Below are 16,812 nucleotides of genomic sequence, written 5' to 3' on the forward strand. Positions count from 1 at the left end.
ATTAATGGCCCGCCAGAATTACCTGACGGGCCATTTTCGATTTAACAGATCACATTAATCGCGAAGGCAGCCAAAGCACGATTTGCGGGAAGGCGATCAACAGGATCATCACCACCAGCATCAGCACCACATAAGGCGCGGACCCCGCCACGATCCGCCCCATTGGGGCCGCGGTTATGGCCTTGATGGTGAACAGATTCATGCCAACTGGCGGGGTGATCATCGCCATTTCCAAGTTCACCACCAACAAAACGCCGTACCAGACTGGATCAATGCCAAGATGGATCATTGCGGGCAGGATCACGGGCGCGGTGATCAGAATAATCGCGACAGATTCAAGGAACATGCCAAGGATCAGGATCATGACCATCATTACAATCACAAAACCGATGGTGCCAAGATCGGCTGCGACCAGCGATTCCACCAACTGTTGGGGCACGCGCATTTTGGTCAGCACATGGCTGAACACTGTGGCGCCAGCCAATATCATGAACAGCATTGCAGACATGCGGGCGGATTCTTGTGCGGAAAACCAGATGTCGCGCCAGCCAACGGTGCGGTAGATAAAGATGGTGATGATCAGGGCCAACCACGCCCCTGCGGCGGCGGCCTCGGTCGCGGTGAAAATGCCTGCGTACATACCGCCAAGCACAAAGACCGGCATCAGGATCGACCAAAATGATTTGCGCAAAGCGATGACCATTTCCCGCAGGCTCGCCATTTTTTCCCGCTGCATGTTACCCGATAGCGCGGATCGCACCACCGCCCACAGGATAAAAACCCCTGCGAGCACTGCACCCGGAATGATGCCGCCCATGAACAACCCGCCGATGGAGGTGTCGGTGGTCACCCCGTAAAGGATCATTGGCCCCGAAGGCGGGATCAAGATACCCAAAGTGCCGCCTGCCGCCACTACCCCGTAAGCCAGTCGCTCGTCATAGCCAAACCGCAGCATTTGCGGGATTGCGACCGCACCGATGGTCATGGCAGTGGCCACGCTGGACCCTGAAATGGCGGCAAAAACCGTGCAGGCAAGGATGGTTGCCACCGCCAACCCGCCGGGCAGATGGCGGGTGAACGTATAGGCCGTGTCGTAAAGGTCATCCACCACGCGGCCCCGGATCATGATGTTGGCCATGAAGCCGAACAGGGGGATGGCCACCAAAAGATAGCGGTTCACCTCGTGAAAGACGACGTCGGTGATTGGCCCGAAATTGCCTTGGGTCATCAACAGCAACGCGCCGCCAAACAGGGTTAAGCCCGCAAAAATCGGAACACCTGTGAACAGCAGGATCAGAAGGGTGATCAGGATTGCAAAGATAATCATGGGGCGTTGGACCCTTCGTCTGTGGTGTCAGGGGAAGCCGTTTTGGTAGAAGTTGTGCTGCGCCAAACAAACAGCGTCTGGGCAATTTGCAGCAGGATCACTGGCAGCAAAAGCATCCCGCCCAAGGGCAGTAAAAGCTGAAATATCCAAAGCGGCAGTTCCAGATACCCCTCGGTCAGCAGGCCGATCATCCGTGAAAACATCGCGGTAAACCAACCGTTAAAGATCAGCAGCAAAGCCACGGCCAATACCGCAAGCGAGGACCACAGCCGTATCACGATTGCTAGCGTGCCTTGGGCCTGCTCGGTCAGAATATCCACCTCGATATGACCCTTGTCCAGCAACACTTTGGGTGCGGCCAGCATGGTAATCGCCGTCAGGGAAAGCGCTACGATTTCATCGCTCCAGGTGATGGGGCGGGTGATCATATAGCGCGCGACAACTGACGCCCCGAGCAAAAACAGATCAACAAGAACACAGATTGTGGCCAGTCCGAAGGCCAGATTTACCAAAAGGGTCACCCCACGTTCAAAGTGGCGCAGTGGCTCCGGTAGGTCGGGGTGACCTACCGGAGAACGAGTGTCAGACAGCGGCGCGGACATCTGCGGCCTAGTTCTGGCTTAGAAGGTCTAGCAAAACCTTACCGTCATCGCCGGTCTGCTTCAGAAATGCTTCGGTTACAGCGGGTTGCATCACGTCGCGCAGGGCGGCGGATTGTTCATCGGTCAGCACCACTGCCTTCATGCCCACACCTGTCAGATTGTCGATGTCTTCGGGATTTATGCCTTCGTGGGTGATGATGGAACTGGCCACGGCTTTGTCCGCAGACCGTTGAATGGCAGCGCGAATATCTTCGGGCAGGCTGTCCCACCAAGCGGGGTTAACCACCAGATTGTCAAAGGCCAGAAACATCGGCGTTGCGGTGCCATAGTCCTGAACTTCATAGAATTTCCGGCTAAAGGCGGCGGCAACCCCTGTCACACCCGCATCAATCACACCGGTTTGCAGCGCCTGATAGGTTTCAGAGCCAGGCATGTTGACGGGCGTTGCCCCCAAGGCGATCAGACCCTCATTAAACAGCGGCGTCAGACCACGGATTTTAATCCCGTCAAAATCGGAAGGATCATCCAGCAACCCCTTGGCCGAAGTGAAGATCAGATCGTTTGTATCCACCATCCAGCCGATATTGCGAATGCCTTTTTGCAGCATTTTAGCGTCCAGCATTTCTGCGGCTTTGGACCCCATGAACGCCTTTTGTGCAGCAGGGGAAGCCATCAGATAGGGGATCAGCGTAACCGACATTTCAGGAATAGTGCCGCCCCATTGCAGGTTCAGGATCGCCGCGGATTCGATCTCGCCAGAGGCGACGGCAGCATGGTGTTGTTTTGGATTGTACAGTTGGGCCGCCCCAAAAACCTGTACGTCAACGGCCCCGTTGGTTTCTGCTTCTACATCCGCTTCAAACTGGGCAAAGCGTTTGGCGGAATGGTGGGTTGGCGGAAATTGATGGCTAAGGCGCATTGTGTAATCCTGCGCGACGGCCGTGCTGCTGGTGAATACCAGCGCCTGTGCCAGCGTGGCAGCACCCGCGATGAATGTAGTGAATGTGGTCATGGTTTCCTCCCTAAGTGACCCTGTGGTGTTTTATGGTTCAGACGGCCTCCAACGTCTTTGGTACCCCCGCGCGCGCCAATGCGCCATGGCGGGGTTCATCTGGCATGGAAGCCGCTAGAATAGCGCGGGGTGCGGCCAGTGCCGCCACGTCGATGCCTGTGGGTAAGCCCATGGTATCGCATAGGAAAACCATGTCTTCAAAGACTGTATTTCCCGTAGCCCCCGGTGCAAACGGGCAGCCGCCAAGCCCGGCAAGGCAGCCATCCAATACCCGTATTCCAGCGTCCAGTGCCGCTGCGCAATTGGCGATGGCCAAGCCGCGTGTATCGTGGAAATGCATGGCAATCGGGAAGGCATCCCCGAATATCCTGCGTAATTCGCGGCCCATATGGGCCACTTGCGCAGGGCCACCAAAGCCAACGGTATCAGCCACCGCAATGGTGTCAGCACCTGCGGCAACGGCAGCTTCGGCCATGCGCAATACCTCAATCGGGTTAACCGTACCTTCAAGGGAACAGCCAAAGGCCATAGCGATCCCTGCGGTCAAAACCGGGGGTGATTTATCCCCGCCTTTGCGCTGTTGATCCACACGTTCCAACATCGCCAGCGCATCAGCGCGGCTGCGGTTTGTATTGGCGCGGCTATGGGATTCAGTTGCGGATACGACAAAAATGATTTCATCAACCTGTGTGGTCAAAGCATCCTCAACACCCCGTTCGTTCAGGGTTAAAGCGGTCGAAAATGCCCCGTCCAAAGCGGCCACCGCGTCGATCATCTGACGTAGGTCAGCGAACTGCGGAAACCGCGTGGCGGGCAGAAAAGAGCCTACCTCGAAGTGGCGCACGCCTGCGGCGTATTCCGCGTGCAACCAGTCGATTTTTTGCGCGGTGCTTGGGAACTGCTTGGTCAGTTGCAATCCGTCCCGCAATCCCACCTCGCGCAGGATATAGCGGTCATCGGGGTATAGTGTTCCTGCGCGGTTCATGCGGCTTGCCCTGACTGGCCTGTGACGCGGGCCAATGTGGCGGCGTCTATATCCAACGCGGCGAGGATTTCTGCATTGTCGCGGCCAATTTCCGGAACGTCACCGCCGCCTGTCAGCATGACACCGTCAACTTCAAAAGGCAGGGCAGGGGCGCGGAATGTGGTGTCCTCATATGCCGAGGTGGACATGCCGCCCTTACGCATCACATGGGGGTTGTCGTACATGTCGCTGGGTTTGGCGATTGGGGAAAACGGCAGTCCGGCTGCTTCAAACTCCGGGGCGAGGTCTTCTTCCGTGCGGGCTGCGATTTTGGCGGCGACCAAGGGAATGGTCCAGTCGCGGGCGTTGATCTGATCCATTCTGTTTTGCAGTTGCGGGTGCGTCAACAGATCGTCGAGTTCCAGCAACTTGCAGATGGCGGCCCACTGGCCCTCGGTCACGGCACCAACAAAGATCTGTTTGCCGTTTTTGTCTTTGAAGATGTCATAGACGGGCCATGAAAACTCTCGCTCGGGCATGGGCGGCGGGTTTTTACCCTCTAGTTCGAACTGCACCATATGTTGCGCGACCAACAGCAGGCAGTTTTCGAACAGGCCCACACGAACCTCGCGGCCTTTGCCGGTTTCTTTGCGTTCCATCAGCGATGCGATGACCGAAAATGCCGCAAATAGCCCGCCCATGATGTCATTGGCCGAAGACCCGACGCGCAGCGGGGTGCCCGTTGGGCCGGTCATATAGGCTAGGCCCGTCATCATTTGCACCACTTCATCCAGCGCGGTGCGGTTTTGATAAGGGCCAGACAGAAAGCCCTTGCAGGCGGCGAAAACCAGTTTGGGGTATTTCGCCCGCAGAGTTTGCGCATCGACACCTGCTTTCACCAATGACGCATCGCGGAAGTTTTCGACAAAGACATCGGCCGTGGACAAAAGTTTGTCCAGAGCGGCGCGGCCTGCATCGGTTTTCACGTCGATGGTGACGGATTTTTTGCCCCGATTGAACAGTGGAAACATCGGCCGCCCCATGCCCGTCAGGCTGCGGGTTTTGTCGCCCTGCGGCGGTTCGACCTTGATCACCTCGGCCCCGAGATAGCCTAAAAACATGCCGCAAGACGGCCCCATGATCATATGGCTCATTTCAACAACGCGGATGCCCGCCAAAGGGGCAAAAGTATCAGTCATTTAAGAATCCTCCAGTTGAAGACAGGTTAGTTGGCAATCTTCCCACAATGAATTATATAGTTTCGATCATCGGTCTCTATTTTTTCGAGAGTGGATTATGGACATTCGCCAGATCAAGATTTTCAAAGCCGTATTTGATGCGGGCAGTATTGTCGGGGCGGCGGAACTGGAACGCTGTGCGCCTTCGGTGATTGCGCATCATCTGGTTAATCTGGAACATCGGCTGGGTCAGACCTTGTTTGACCGAACCTCGCGCGGGGCATTGCCGACGGTGGCAGGGCAGCAGTTTCACACCCATGCTCTGGCGATTTTGCGGGCCATCGACAATGCCGCGAGCGACATGCGCGATACGCAGGAAACCCTGTCAGGGCGGGTGACCATCGGGCTGGCTTTTTCGGCGGTTTATGGTGTGGGGCTGCAACTGATCAACAGCATGGCAGAGCGTCAGCCCGGTGTGCAATTGGAACTGGCCGAGAGCGTTTCCGGCACCAGTATTGATCGTCTTCTGGCGGCGGATATCGACCTTGCGCTGGCCTATAATCCACCTCGGGACTCACGGCTGCAACTGACGGCTGTTCTTGAAGAAGACATGATTTGTCTGGGCAAAAGGGATCTGGTGGGCGACCCTGCAACCCCGATGACGCTGGCGGATTTTTTGACTTGTAAATACGTTTTGACCCGCAAAGGTGCGCGGGGGCGGCCTACGGCGGATGACACGGATATTCAGAAACGTCTGGAACATACCGCCAGCTTCTTTTCCGAGAATGTATCCGCCGCCGTGTTGTTCGTGAACAGCGGGTCTGGCGTGATGCTAGGCACCCGCAGCAATCTGTTACAGGGCGCGTTTGACGGGGATGTTATCGGGCGCGAGATTACGACCCCCGTGATCACCCGTTCGTTGTTCCTGTGCGTGCGGCGTGACACACCGACCACCAAATCAATGGCGTTCACGCGGGAATTATTGATACAGCTTTTGAAAGAGGAAATCTCCTCGGGGCGCTGGCATTGCCGGTCTTTGTTGGCGGAATAGACAGCGCTTTTGTGTCTTATAACACCGTGCTGGTTGGCTCGGAACGGGCGGTTTTCCCCCCGCCGCGCCGCGCTGCCCAAAGGTCTTTGGCCTGTTCGCGTGCCTGTTCGATGGATGTGGTCTTGGACAAAACTGTCAGCGCCAGTGCGGCGGTTTCAAGGATGGTTTCAAGGGCCGCTGTGGGGGCGACCTCTCCGTCCCAAATTGCCTGCCATGTTTCAAGGCGGTTGAAGTCGTCCCTTTTATCAGCGCTTTTATCTGCCCGCCGGACCATTTGAGCAGCTGAACTGCCCACCCTTTCCTTCAAAAGCGTTCCCGCACGCATCAAAAACAGATCCTGTCCTTTGCCGGGTACAACTTGCGCCACGTCGCGGTGGCCTGATAGCACGGCGTAGGTTTCCCATCCCAGCCGAACCGCCGCATCCCGTTGCAGCATCGGGCGCCCGTGGGCGCGCATGCCGGTCAGCGTCACGGCAGCCCCGCCGGGGTTGAGCATGGGGGCGATAAAATGGGTGGCGTTGGGCATCATAAATAAGGGGTAAAGCCACAAAAGCTGCCGTAAACTGGGGGCAAAGTCTTCGATGGGCAGAAAGGACAGACCCGCGTTCCGGGGCGTTGGCAGGCTGGAATCGCAGTTTCGCACGACGGGCAGTTGGGCATGTTCAAAAGCGCGCCGCACGACGCCGTCTTCATAACCGTGCATAACAACCCTGTACCCCGCTTGTGAAACAAGACGGGCAGAGTGGATAAACAGGGGCAAGCCGTGGGCACGGGGGGACAGATAGGCGGGCCAATCCAGATCGGCCTGACCTGCACCCGGAGCTGCAAGGCCGCTTTGGCTGCGGGCAGCGCGCGTGAACCCGGCAAGTTCCTGATCCGTCATGCCGCGTGATTGCAGCGCAATCAAAAATGCGCCGATTTGCACATCAACTACCTGCTTTGATAGCAAAATGCGAAAGGCGTCTTCGGCCTCGGTTTCGTCCAGAGGGCGGGTTTGCCCTGTGGCATTCCCTATGGTTGCGATATAGGCTGCCAAGCGCCGTACAGGGTCGGAATCACTGCCCAAAACGGCGATGCGGTGGGCAATATCAACCGCGCTCGGGCCGGTGCGGGGTTCTTTCCATTGATTCAGAGCCAAAGGCGGGCGGCGCAGCAAAGGCGTGCTTTTGGGCGTGTCGTCTTGGGATGGACCCAATAGGGAATTCGCCTCGGCCACAAGGGCGCGGATGCGCGGGCGCAGGTCTTCGGCAAAACGGGTTGGAACCAAGCCTTTGCCAGTGCGCTCAAACAGCTCATCGTCAAAGTGATCCCGCAGTTTTTTCAGTATCCTGCTCATGGCGGGGGGTGTTTTGCCCAGCTTTTCCCCTGCGCGCGCCAGACTGCCCTCTACCAGAATCGCATCAAACACGACCAGCAGCTTAAGCCGGTCGATGTCTTGAATCATTTCAGCGGCAGATGGGCCGATGCGCCCCGTCGCGATATTCATGAAAGTGCGTCCTTCCGGAAACTACAATTTAGAACCATTCCAATTCGAACGGGTTTGTCTTGGGATTGAACTGCCTATAACAAACAAAACTAGTCAGGAATAGGGTTTACGGCCTGCAATCGCAAAACCGTGAGCACCCAAGCTGAAAACCAGAAACCACATGAACGGAAAATGAACATGCGAGCCCTTTTAAGTGCGGTAGTTTTAAGCACGGTTGCAACTTTGGTAAATGCGCAGGATAGCACGATTGAAACGGCACGGGGGGCTGTCACGTTTGCAGCAGTTCCGCAGAAAACAGTTGTGCTGGATTTGGCGGTTCTGGATATTTTTGACCGTTTAGAAATTCCTGTGGCAGGTGTGACCAGTGGTGTGAAGCCGGAATACCTGAACGGCTATGCAGATGCGCCTTATGCGCAATTGGGCAGTGCGTTTGAGCCGGACATTGAAAAACTAAACGCGCTTTCCCCTGATCTGGTAATTGTAGCGGGGCGTTCCAGCACAAAATTTGACGATCTTTCGAAGTTTGCCCAAACGATTGATCTGACCTCGGACAGCACCGATTTGTTCGGCTCGCTGACGCGCAATATGACTGAACTTGGCAAGCTGTTTGGCAAAGAAGAACAGGCAGAAACCACGCTGGCTTCCCTGAATGAAAGATTTGCGGCTGTCCATGACAAGGCAGCCAATGCGGGCACGGCCCTTGTTCTTATCACCACTGGCGGGCGGATGAGCACCCACGGCGCAAAGGGGCGTTTTGCTACGATCTTTAACGAGATGGGCTTTACTCCGGCGGTTGCAGACGTGAAAGCAGGCAACCACGGGCAGCCGATTTCCAACGAGTTTATTCTTGAAACCAATCCCGACTGGATTTTTGTGGTGGACCGCGATGCAGCGATCGGGCGGGATGGGCAGCCTGCCAAACAGATGTTGGATAACCCGCTGGTACACAAAACAACCGCTTGGACAAAAGGCCATGTGGTGTTTCTGGACCCGGCCGACTGGTATCTTGTCGGGGCAGCCGGCCCATCCGCACTGGATCGGGCTTTGAACCAGATTTCGACAGCACTGCAAGACTGACCCTTTGATGCGCGCTGACCTGCAAATCCCCGTGCCCGCAAGGGCGCGGATCGGTGCCATATTGTGCCGCTCGCCTTTGGCTGGCGGCATGATTTTGGGGATGTTGGTGGTGGGCAGCCTGCTGGTTGGCGCTACGGGGATTGGTTTGTCGAACCTGATGAATGACCCGGATGCGCGGGCAATTTTTCTGATCAGCCGACTGCCCCGCACGGCGGCGCTGCTGCTGGCGGGGGCAAGTTCGGCAATTATGGGGGCTATAGTCCAGCGGCTTGTCAGTAACCGGTTTGTGGAACCTTCGACCATGGGCACTGTTGATAGCGCGAGTTTGGGTCTGTTGATCGGGTTGTTGTTTCTGCCCGAAGCGCCGCCAATGGTGCGCATGTGTATTGCAGCCCTAAGCGCGTGGATTGGCACTGCTTTGTTTGTGCTATTGTTGCGGGCGGTTCCGCTCCGCTCGCCTTTGATGCCGCCTTTGCTGGGTATTGCGTTTGGCGGGATTATCGGTTCTGCCACCAGTTTCATCGCCTATCGCTATGATCTGATGCAATCCCTGTTTTCATGGACATCGGCTGATTTTTCGGTGGTCCTAAGCGGGCGCTACGAGTTGCTGTATATCGCAGCGGGGATTACTGCGCTTGGCTGGTTTGCGGCGGACCGGTTTACTTTGGCTGGGCTGGGGGATGATGTGGCCCGCGGGCTGGGGTTGAACCCGACGGCCATTCTGGCCTTGGGGATTTCGATTGTTGCAGCGGTTACTGGCGCGATTGTTGTAACGGTCGGGTTTATTCCGTTTCTTGGACTGGTGGTGCCCAATTTGATCGCCCGCTGGCGTGGCGATAATCTGCGCCGCGCCTTGCCTTTGGTGGCGTGGCTTGGGGCATCAGTCACGCTGGCCTGTGATATTTTCGGGCGGCTGGCATTTTATCCCTATGACTTGCCGATTGGTGTGACCATGGGCGTGCTGGGCGCTTTTGTATTCCTTTGGCTTTTGCTTAACAGGTTCGCGCGATGACCCCTGCAACCCGCAGCTTGCGGGCCAGAAAAGTGCTTGGCGGCGGGGCGGTTCTGTGCGCAGCGCTGGTACTGGCGTTTATGACGATTGGGGCGAGCGGAAGCTGGTCTTTCATCCTGTCGTTTCGTGGGGATAAACTAATCACTATCGCGCTTGTGGCTTGGGCCGTGCCGCTGTCCACCATCTTGTTCCACACGTTGTCAAACAACCAGATACTGACTCCTTCGATCATGGGATTTGATGCGCTTTTTGTGCTGGTGCAGACCTTGGCTGTCTTCCTGCTCGGCTCTACCGTTGTGGCGCGGATTGATCCGGTTTTGGTGTTTGGCGCAGAACTGGCGCTTATGACGCTGTTTTCGCTGGCGCTGTACCGCCTGTTATACGTCAGACTATCCCAGTCGCTAGAGCTGTTACTGTTGGTCGGGATCATCTGCGGGGTTTTGTTCCGTTCCATCGCAGGTCTGTTGCAGAGGTTGATTGATCCGGGTGAATTCCTTGTGCTGCAAGACCGTATCTTTGCCAGCTTCAGCAGTGCCACTCCGTCAGAGCAAGCCTGCGCTGCCGTTTTAATTGTGGGCTCTTCACTTTGGGCCTGGGTGCGCCTGCCTGCCATTGACGCCATGATGCTGGGACGTGACCGCGCCATCGCGGTTGGGGTGAACCACCGGCAACTGTCCGTTGAACTGTTTCTGATCGTTACCTTTCAGGTCGCCGCCGCTACAGCGCTTGTGGGGCCGATTACGTTTTTCGGCCTGCTGGTGGTGCATCTTGTCTATCGCCTTTTGCCCGGTGCCTCCCACCGGGTCACCATCCCGCTGTCTGTCATGTTGGGCTTTCTACTGCTGATCAGCGCGCAAGTGGTGCTGGAGCGGATTTTGGGTTTCGTTGGTACCGTCGGCATGATTGTCGAGTTTCTGGGCGGCATCGTTTTTGTTCTACTACTGATCGGGAGCCGCAGATGATCCGCGCCGAGAACCTAATGAAATCCTACGCTGATACGACTGTTGTCGATATTGCGGAACTGAAGTTGCCACAGGGCGGGGTGACGGCGCTTATCGGGCCGAACGGTGCGGGAAAATCAACGCTGTTGTCGATGATCGGTCGGCTGGAAACGCCAACTAAAGGCAGTGTTTTTCTGGATGGTCAAGACATTCGCAGCATCCGCAACACAGATCTGGCGCGCCGCCTTGCGGTTTTGAAACAAGACAACACATTGTCCGCGCGCCTGACAGTGCGCGACCTTGTTACCTTTGGCCGCTATCCCTATTCCAAAGGCCGCACCACGCCGCAAGACCGCCAGAAAGTAGCAGCCTCCCTTGAACTGGTCGCTTTGACGCCCTTTACGGACCGGTTTCTGGATGAATTGTCAGGGGGCCAGCGGCAGCGGGCTTTTGTGGCTATGGTTCTTGCCCAAGACACGGAATACGCGCTGTTTGACGAACCCTTGAACAGTCTGGATATCAGCCACGCGGTTACGGTCATTCGCCTGTTGCGGCAGGCGGCCTCGGATTTGGGCAAGACCGTTGTTGTTGTGCTGCACGACCTGAATTTTGCCGCGCGCCACGCCGATCACATCATCGCCATGCAAGCTGGCAGGATCGTTGAATCAGGCCCCGCCAAACAGATCATCCGCGAAGACCTTTTACGGTCTCTCTATGACACTGAACTTAGCGTAACCACCAGAAACGGAAGGGTGTTTGTCGATGTTTTCGGCTGAAACCCTTCTTCAGAACTGCCCCTCCCGCCACTTGGCACATGCTGACAGCCAGACACTTCGGGCACCCCACACTTTCGAAAGGATTTAAGATGAAAAGTGTAATGAGAACCCATCTTGGGCGGACAGCAGGCGTCAGCGCCATTCTGGCCTCTGCCGCGCTGGGAAAACCTGCCTTTGCCCAAACTGCCGAGCCACTGCCCTTTGACCTTGGCTCGATCACAATTACCGCAGGCGGGTTTACCCAAAGTGTGACGGACGCACCCGCGTCTGTGACAGTTGTGACCAGTGAAGAACTGGAAAAGGGCAATATCACCAACCTGTCCGATGCCCTGCGCGAAGTGCAGGGCGTGACAACCACGGGTGTCGCAGGGGAAAAAGACATTAAAATTCGTGGCTTGCCCGGGGATTACACATTGATCCTGGTGGACGGAAAACGTCAGGGCACACGGGAAAGCCGCACCAACGGGTCGGCTGGGTTTGAACAAAGCTTCATTCCTCCTGTCGGGGCCATTGACCGGATCGAAATCGTCCGTGGGCCGATGTCCTCGCTTTATGGATCGGACGCGATGGGGGGGGTGATCAACATCATCACCAAACCGGTGTCAGCGGAGTGGGGCGGCTCTATCACGGCGGAAACGCGGATACCTGAAAATGGTGAAGACGGTGCATCGAACCAGTTGTCGTTCTATCTGAACGGGCCGCTCGTAAAAGATAAGCTGGGGCTGCAACTATGGGGACGGGGGCTTGTTCAGGACGAAGCAAACCTGATCGGTGGCCCTGCGGAACAGCGCGACATCGACCTGACGGGGCGATTGACCTGGACCCCTGTGCAGGATCAGGAATTTGCGCTGGAATACGGCCAGTCCAAGATCAAACGCTACACCACGCCGGGGGCTAGCCTTGATGTTATTGAGGACCCCGACCAGCAGGATAACTCCCGCGAGGATCTGTCACTAAGCTATGTGGGCCAATGGGGCCAGACCACCACAGAGCTGAATTTCCAACGGGAAGTGGGCGAGCGGACCAGTTATGACTGGACTGGTAGCGCACTGGAGGAAAGCCTGCGCTCGCCCGAGATTGTGAACACAGTGATTGACGGGAAGGTCACAGCGCCTTTCAGCTTGCACGGTGAGCATACTTTTGTTGGCGGGTTTCAGTTGCGACGCGCGGGTCTGACCGATCAGAACCCCGGTCTTGGCGACGGGATTGATCACAAGTACACCTCAGACGAATGGGCAATTTTTGCCGAGGACGAATGGTGGATCACGCCTGATTTTGCCCTGACAGCAGGCCTGCGCTATACGGACAGTGACGCCTTTGGCGGTAAACTGACCCCGCGGCTTTATGCGGTCTGGAATGCCACGCCTTCGCTGACCATCAAAGGCGGTGTGTCCACGGGGTATCGCACGCCCTCTATTCGCCAGACTGTTCCGGGGTATTTTTATACCACACAGCGCGGCGCTGGGGTGATTGTGTCAAATGCCGATCTAAAGCCTGAATCAAGCACTAATTTTGAGGTTTCGGCCCTTTGGGAACGGGATGCCATCGAATTTGGGGCGACAGTTTTCAGAACCGAATTCAGCGACAAGATCGAAAGTTTCAATACAGGCACGCTGATCAACGTGGGTGGCACAGATTATAACCGTTGGGAATATCGCAACATCCAGGATGCGACCATTCAGGGTGTTGAACTGACTGCGCGGGCTGATCTGTCTGATGCGTTGTCGATCCGTGGATCCTATACCTTCACGGATTCCAGCCAGAATTCAGGGGAGTACGCCGGATTGCCACTGTCCCGTTCGCCACGTCATGCGGCCAATGTGCGGCTGGATTGGATGACGCCGACAGACGGGCTAGATGTGTGGGGGGCGCTAAGCTATCACGGGTCTGAAGTGAATGCAGGCGCGCGGATCGGCACCAACGGCACGCCCTATGCCTATGATTCCGCAGGCACGGCGATTGCATATAAATATGATGCTTATACCACGCTCGACATTGGTATGACTTATGCGATCAATGCAAAAACCACGCTGAATGCCGCGATTTACAATCTGACCGATTCATCTGTTACTGAAATCGAAAGCAACACCTATCAACCCGGCCGTTCACTTTGGCTGGGTCTGACAGCGAAGTTCTAAGGCGCGCTGTTAACCGCTTCGAAAGCTGTGTCAAAGGAAAGCCCCGACTTTTTCAAGTCGGGGCTTTTTAATGTTTAGCCGTGTGCCGGAGTTGCGGCGGGTGCCGTGGTCGTTGGCTTGCGGCGGGAAAACACCTTATCAATCACCACAAAAAACACAGGCACAAAGATGATGGCCAGCGCCGTGCCGGTGATCGTGCCAAACAGCGTGGCGTAGCCGATAGCCTGCCGCGCCCCTGCACCTGCACCGGTTGACAGCACCAAGGGCACTACCCCCAGACCAAAGGCAAGCGAGGTCATCAAAATCGGGCGGAACCGGGCTTTGGCGGCGGCGCGTGCGGCCTCTAGCGCGGTTTCGCCAAGGGTTGCCATGCGTTCGCGGGCAAATTCAACGATCAGAATCCCGTTCTTGCCTGTCAAACCCACCACGGTCAGCATCCCCACTTGGAAATACACCCCGTTGGACTGGCCCCCGATCAGTGCGCCAAGCAGCGCCCCGAGGATGCCCACCGGCATTGCCATCAGCACGGCCATCGGAATGGTCCAGCTTTCATAAAGGGCTGCAAGGCACAAGAAAACCGCCGCCAATGCCAATCCGTAAAGAACCAAAGCGCCTGCTCCTGCCTCTTTTTCCTCTAGCGACATGCCGGTCCATTGCAGGTTAAAGCCGGGGGGCAATTGACTTGCCAGTTCTTCCATCACGGCAATCGCCTCGCCCGAGGTATAGCCTTGCGCGGGTGCGCCCTCTATTCCCATAGCCATCAGCGCGTTGTAGCGGCTGACCTGCTGTGGCCCATAGACCCATTCCTGTGTCGAGAAAGTCGAGAAATCCACAAAATCCCCGTTCACATTCTGAATCCGCCACAGGGACAAGTCTTCTGGCGCAGATCGCGCCGCTGGCTCGCCCTGTACAAAGACCCGTTTGACCCGACCTTCATACAAAAAGTCGTTGACGTAAGCACTTGACCAGATGGTGTTCAGGAAAGTGCCCACATCCGCAGCCGTCACACCGACAGCCCCCGCTTTGGCCCAATCAATGGTCAAGCGGAACTGCGGCGCGTCTTCTACGCCATTTGGCCGGACTGCCGTCAAAGCAGGGTGTTGCGAGGCCATGCCTAGCAACATATTCCGCGCTGCCAAAAGCTCTTCGTGGGTTTTGGCACCAGTGGCTTGCAGATAGGCGCTGAAGCCGTTGGAATTGCCAAGTTCGGGCATGGCAGGCGGGGCAAAAGGCACGACGACGGCTTCTTGAATGCCCCCCATCAAGGGACCAAAGGCCCGCCCTGCAACGGCTTGGATTGAATCCTTTGCGGCTGTGCGTTCTTCCCAATCATTCAGCCTAACGAACATCATACCCATGTTCTGACCCTGACCTGCAAAGGAAAACCCGCGGATCGAGAAAACGGAATCAACGTTTTCATGCTCGGCTGTCTGCCAATAGTTTTCAACCTTGCGCAGCACTTTTTCTGTGGCACCCGCTGTCGCGCCCGAGGGCAGTTGGATGATTGTGAACAGTGAGCCCTGATCCTCTTCTGGCAGGAAAGAGGTCGGCGCCCGTTGATACAGCACCACCATGCCGCCAACGATCAAGGCATAGACCATCAACATTCGCAGCGGCGCACCCGTTGCCCGTCGCACAGTTGCGGCGTAGCCGTTGGTCAGCCCGCCAAAATAGCGTTCAAACCCGCTGGCAAAACCGGTTCCCAAACGCGACAATAGACCAAGACGCTTGCTGCCTGCATGGGCGTGGGGCTTGATAATCGTGGCACACAGCGCCGGAGTGAAAATCAAAGCAACCAGCACCGACAAGCCCATTGCGGACACGATGGTCACCGCGAACTGCTTGTACATCTCACCTGTGGAGCCGCCAAAAAACGCCATCGGAACGAACACCGCAGACACAACCAAGCCAACACCCACCAGCGCGCCCGAGATTTCGTCCATGGATTTTTCGGTGGCTTCTTTCGGGTTTAACCCTTCATCATGCATGATCCGTTCGACGTTTTCGACGACAACAATGGCGTCATCCACCAACAGACCAATAGCCAGAACCATCGCCAACATGGTCAGCGTATTAATGCTAAAGCCAAGTGCTGCCATGATGCCAAAGGTACCCAACAACACAACAGGAACTGCCATAGTCGGGATCAAAGTGGCGCGGAAATTGTGCAAGAACAGCAGCATTACCAAAAATACCAGCACAATCGCTTCGGCCAAAGTGTGCAGCACAGCTTCGATCGAGATTAGAACGAAAGGGGTGGTGTCGTAAGGAATAACATAGCTGACACCCGCAGGCAGATTGTTGGCAAGTTCCTCGATCTTTGCTTTAACGATGTCAGCGGTTTCCAAGGCATTCGCACCCGAAGCCAGTTGAACCGCCATACCCGCCGCAGGTTTACCGTTGAAAAAGCCTGCGATTTCGTAGTTTTCAGTGCCCAACTCGGCCCGTGCCACATCGCGCAACAGCACCAGGCCTCCATCGGTATCCGCACGCAAAACGATGCGTTCAAAATCCTCGGGGGTTTTCAGCAGGGATTGCGCGGTGATTGTCGCGTTTAACTCTTGGCCTTCAACCGCTGGCATTGCGCCAAATGACCCAGCCGAAATTTGCGCGTTCTGCGCCGTGATTGCTGCCACAACAATTTCAGGGGACAGGTCATAATATTTCAGCTTTTGCGGGTCCAACCAGATCCGCATGGCATATTCCGAGCCGAATACCTCGACCTTACCAACACCCGTCAGACGGGACACCGGTTCCACCATGTTAGAGGCAAGGTAATCTGCAAGGTCAATATCGCGCCGTGCGCCGTCATCAGACACCAGCCCGATAACCATCAGATACCCCGTTGCCGATTTTTCCACTGTAACCCCTTGGCGGGTAACGGATTCCGGCAAAGATGCTTCGGCCAGCGCAAGTTTGTTTTGCACCTGAACCTGCGCAATATCGGGATCGGTGCCCAATCCAAAGGTCAAGGTAATGGTGGCCCGCCCTGTGGAGGTCGTAGAGGAACTGATATAGCGCAGCCCGTCCAGTCCGGTCATTTCCTTTTCGACGATCTGTACCACCGTATCGGATACAGTTTCTGCCGAGGCACCGGGGTAGGTGGCGCCGATAACAATGGAAGGCCCCGCGATGGATGGATATTGCGCGATGGGCATACGAGAGACCGACAGCGCCCCGACGGCCATTACGATGATGGCAAGGACCCAAGCAAAAATGGGCCGATTTATGAAAAATCGCGACATGGA

At 56.3% G+C, this 16,812-nt stretch carries 13 protein-coding genes; 6 read left to right on the plus strand and 7 right to left on the minus strand.

The genetic code is table 11. The features are described 5' to 3' along the window. Positions 1–49: 49 nt before the first annotated feature. Genes GGE09_RS13630 through GGE09_RS13650 form a run of 5 tightly spaced genes read right to left on the minus strand, consistent with a single transcriptional unit; the run spans position 50 to position 5,104 of the window. A complete protein-coding gene (locus GGE09_RS13630; RefSeq protein WP_309746695.1) occupies positions 50–1,327 on the minus strand; it encodes a TRAP transporter large permease in 1,278 nt (425 codons plus the stop codon). Next, positions 1,324–1,929 carry a TRAP transporter small permease gene (locus GGE09_RS13635; RefSeq protein ID WP_309746696.1) on the minus strand — a complete coding sequence of 202 codons (606 nt, stop codon included), beginning with the start codon at positions 1,927–1,929 and terminating at the stop codon, positions 1,324–1,326. Before GGE09_RS13635 ends, GGE09_RS13630 begins: the two co-directional genes overlap by 4 nt. A 7-nt stretch (positions 1,930–1,936) precedes the next feature. Beyond that, positions 1,937–2,941, minus strand: a complete 1,005-nt coding sequence (gene dctP, locus GGE09_RS13640; protein ID WP_309746697.1) for a TRAP transporter substrate-binding protein DctP — start codon at positions 2,939–2,941, stop codon at positions 1,937–1,939. Between the two features lie 37 nt (positions 2,942–2,978). Then, the gene (locus GGE09_RS13645) at positions 2,979–3,926 is read right to left on the minus strand and encodes a hydroxymethylglutaryl-CoA lyase (protein WP_309746698.1); all 948 of its coding nucleotides are present in this window, start codon (positions 3,924–3,926) and stop codon (positions 2,979–2,981) included. Next, the gene (locus tag GGE09_RS13650; protein ID WP_309746699.1) at positions 3,923–5,104 is read right to left on the minus strand and encodes a CaiB/BaiF CoA-transferase family protein; all 1,182 of its coding nucleotides are present in this window, start codon (positions 5,102–5,104) and stop codon (positions 3,923–3,925) included. The genes GGE09_RS13645 and GGE09_RS13650 overlap by 4 nt, the downstream gene beginning before the upstream one ends. A gap of 97 nt (positions 5,105–5,201) precedes the next feature. On the opposite strand from GGE09_RS13650, the gene GGE09_RS13655 reads away from it, so the two are divergent. Next, positions 5,202–6,134 carry a LysR family transcriptional regulator gene (locus tag GGE09_RS13655; RefSeq protein WP_309746700.1) on the plus strand — a complete coding sequence of 311 codons (933 nt, stop codon included), beginning with the start codon at positions 5,202–5,204 and terminating at the stop codon, positions 6,132–6,134. Between the two features lie 16 nt (positions 6,135–6,150). Here GGE09_RS13655 and GGE09_RS13660 read toward each other — a convergent pair whose 3' ends face one another. Then, positions 6,151–7,620, minus strand: a complete 1,470-nt coding sequence (locus GGE09_RS13660) for a LysR family transcriptional regulator (protein ID WP_309746701.1) — start codon at positions 7,618–7,620, stop codon at positions 6,151–6,153. A 177-nt stretch (positions 7,621–7,797) separates the two neighbouring features. Here GGE09_RS13660 and GGE09_RS13665 point away from each other — a divergent pair, with 177 nt between their 5' ends. The 5 genes from GGE09_RS13665 to GGE09_RS13685 all read left to right on the plus strand — a co-directional run bounded on the left by GGE09_RS13665 (position 7,798) and on the right by GGE09_RS13685 (position 13,564). Then, the gene (locus tag GGE09_RS13665; RefSeq protein WP_309746702.1) at positions 7,798–8,697 is read left to right on the plus strand and encodes a siderophore ABC transporter substrate-binding protein; all 900 of its coding nucleotides are present in this window, start codon (positions 7,798–7,800) and stop codon (positions 8,695–8,697) included. 7 nt (positions 8,698–8,704) lie between these two features. After that, positions 8,705–9,709, plus strand: coding sequence for an iron chelate uptake ABC transporter family permease subunit (locus GGE09_RS13670; protein WP_309746703.1), 1,005 nt, complete (start codon positions 8,705–8,707; stop codon positions 9,707–9,709). After that, positions 9,706–10,671, plus strand: a complete 966-nt coding sequence (locus tag GGE09_RS13675; protein ID WP_309746704.1) for an iron chelate uptake ABC transporter family permease subunit — start codon at positions 9,706–9,708, stop codon at positions 10,669–10,671. The genes GGE09_RS13670 and GGE09_RS13675 overlap by 4 nt, the downstream gene beginning before the upstream one ends. Then, positions 10,668–11,426, plus strand: a complete 759-nt coding sequence (locus tag GGE09_RS13680; RefSeq protein ID WP_309746705.1) for an ATP-binding cassette domain-containing protein — start codon at positions 10,668–10,670, stop codon at positions 11,424–11,426. Before GGE09_RS13675 ends, GGE09_RS13680 begins: the two co-directional genes overlap by 4 nt. An 89-nt stretch (positions 11,427–11,515) precedes the next feature. Further along, positions 11,516–13,564: a TonB-dependent receptor domain-containing protein gene (locus GGE09_RS13685; protein ID WP_309746706.1), complete on the plus strand. Its 2,049-nt coding sequence runs from the start codon at positions 11,516–11,518 to the stop codon at positions 13,562–13,564. A gap of 74 nt (positions 13,565–13,638) precedes the next feature. On the opposite strand, the gene GGE09_RS13690 is transcribed toward GGE09_RS13685, so the two are convergent. Then, the gene (locus GGE09_RS13690) at positions 13,639–16,809 is read right to left on the minus strand and encodes an efflux RND transporter permease subunit (RefSeq protein ID WP_309746707.1); all 3,171 of its coding nucleotides are present in this window, start codon (positions 16,807–16,809) and stop codon (positions 13,639–13,641) included. Positions 16,810–16,812: the final 3 nt, after the last annotated feature.

The organism is Roseobacter sp. N2S, assembly GCF_031454055.1.
GTDB lineage: Bacteria > Pseudomonadota > Alphaproteobacteria > Rhodobacterales > Rhodobacteraceae > Amylibacter.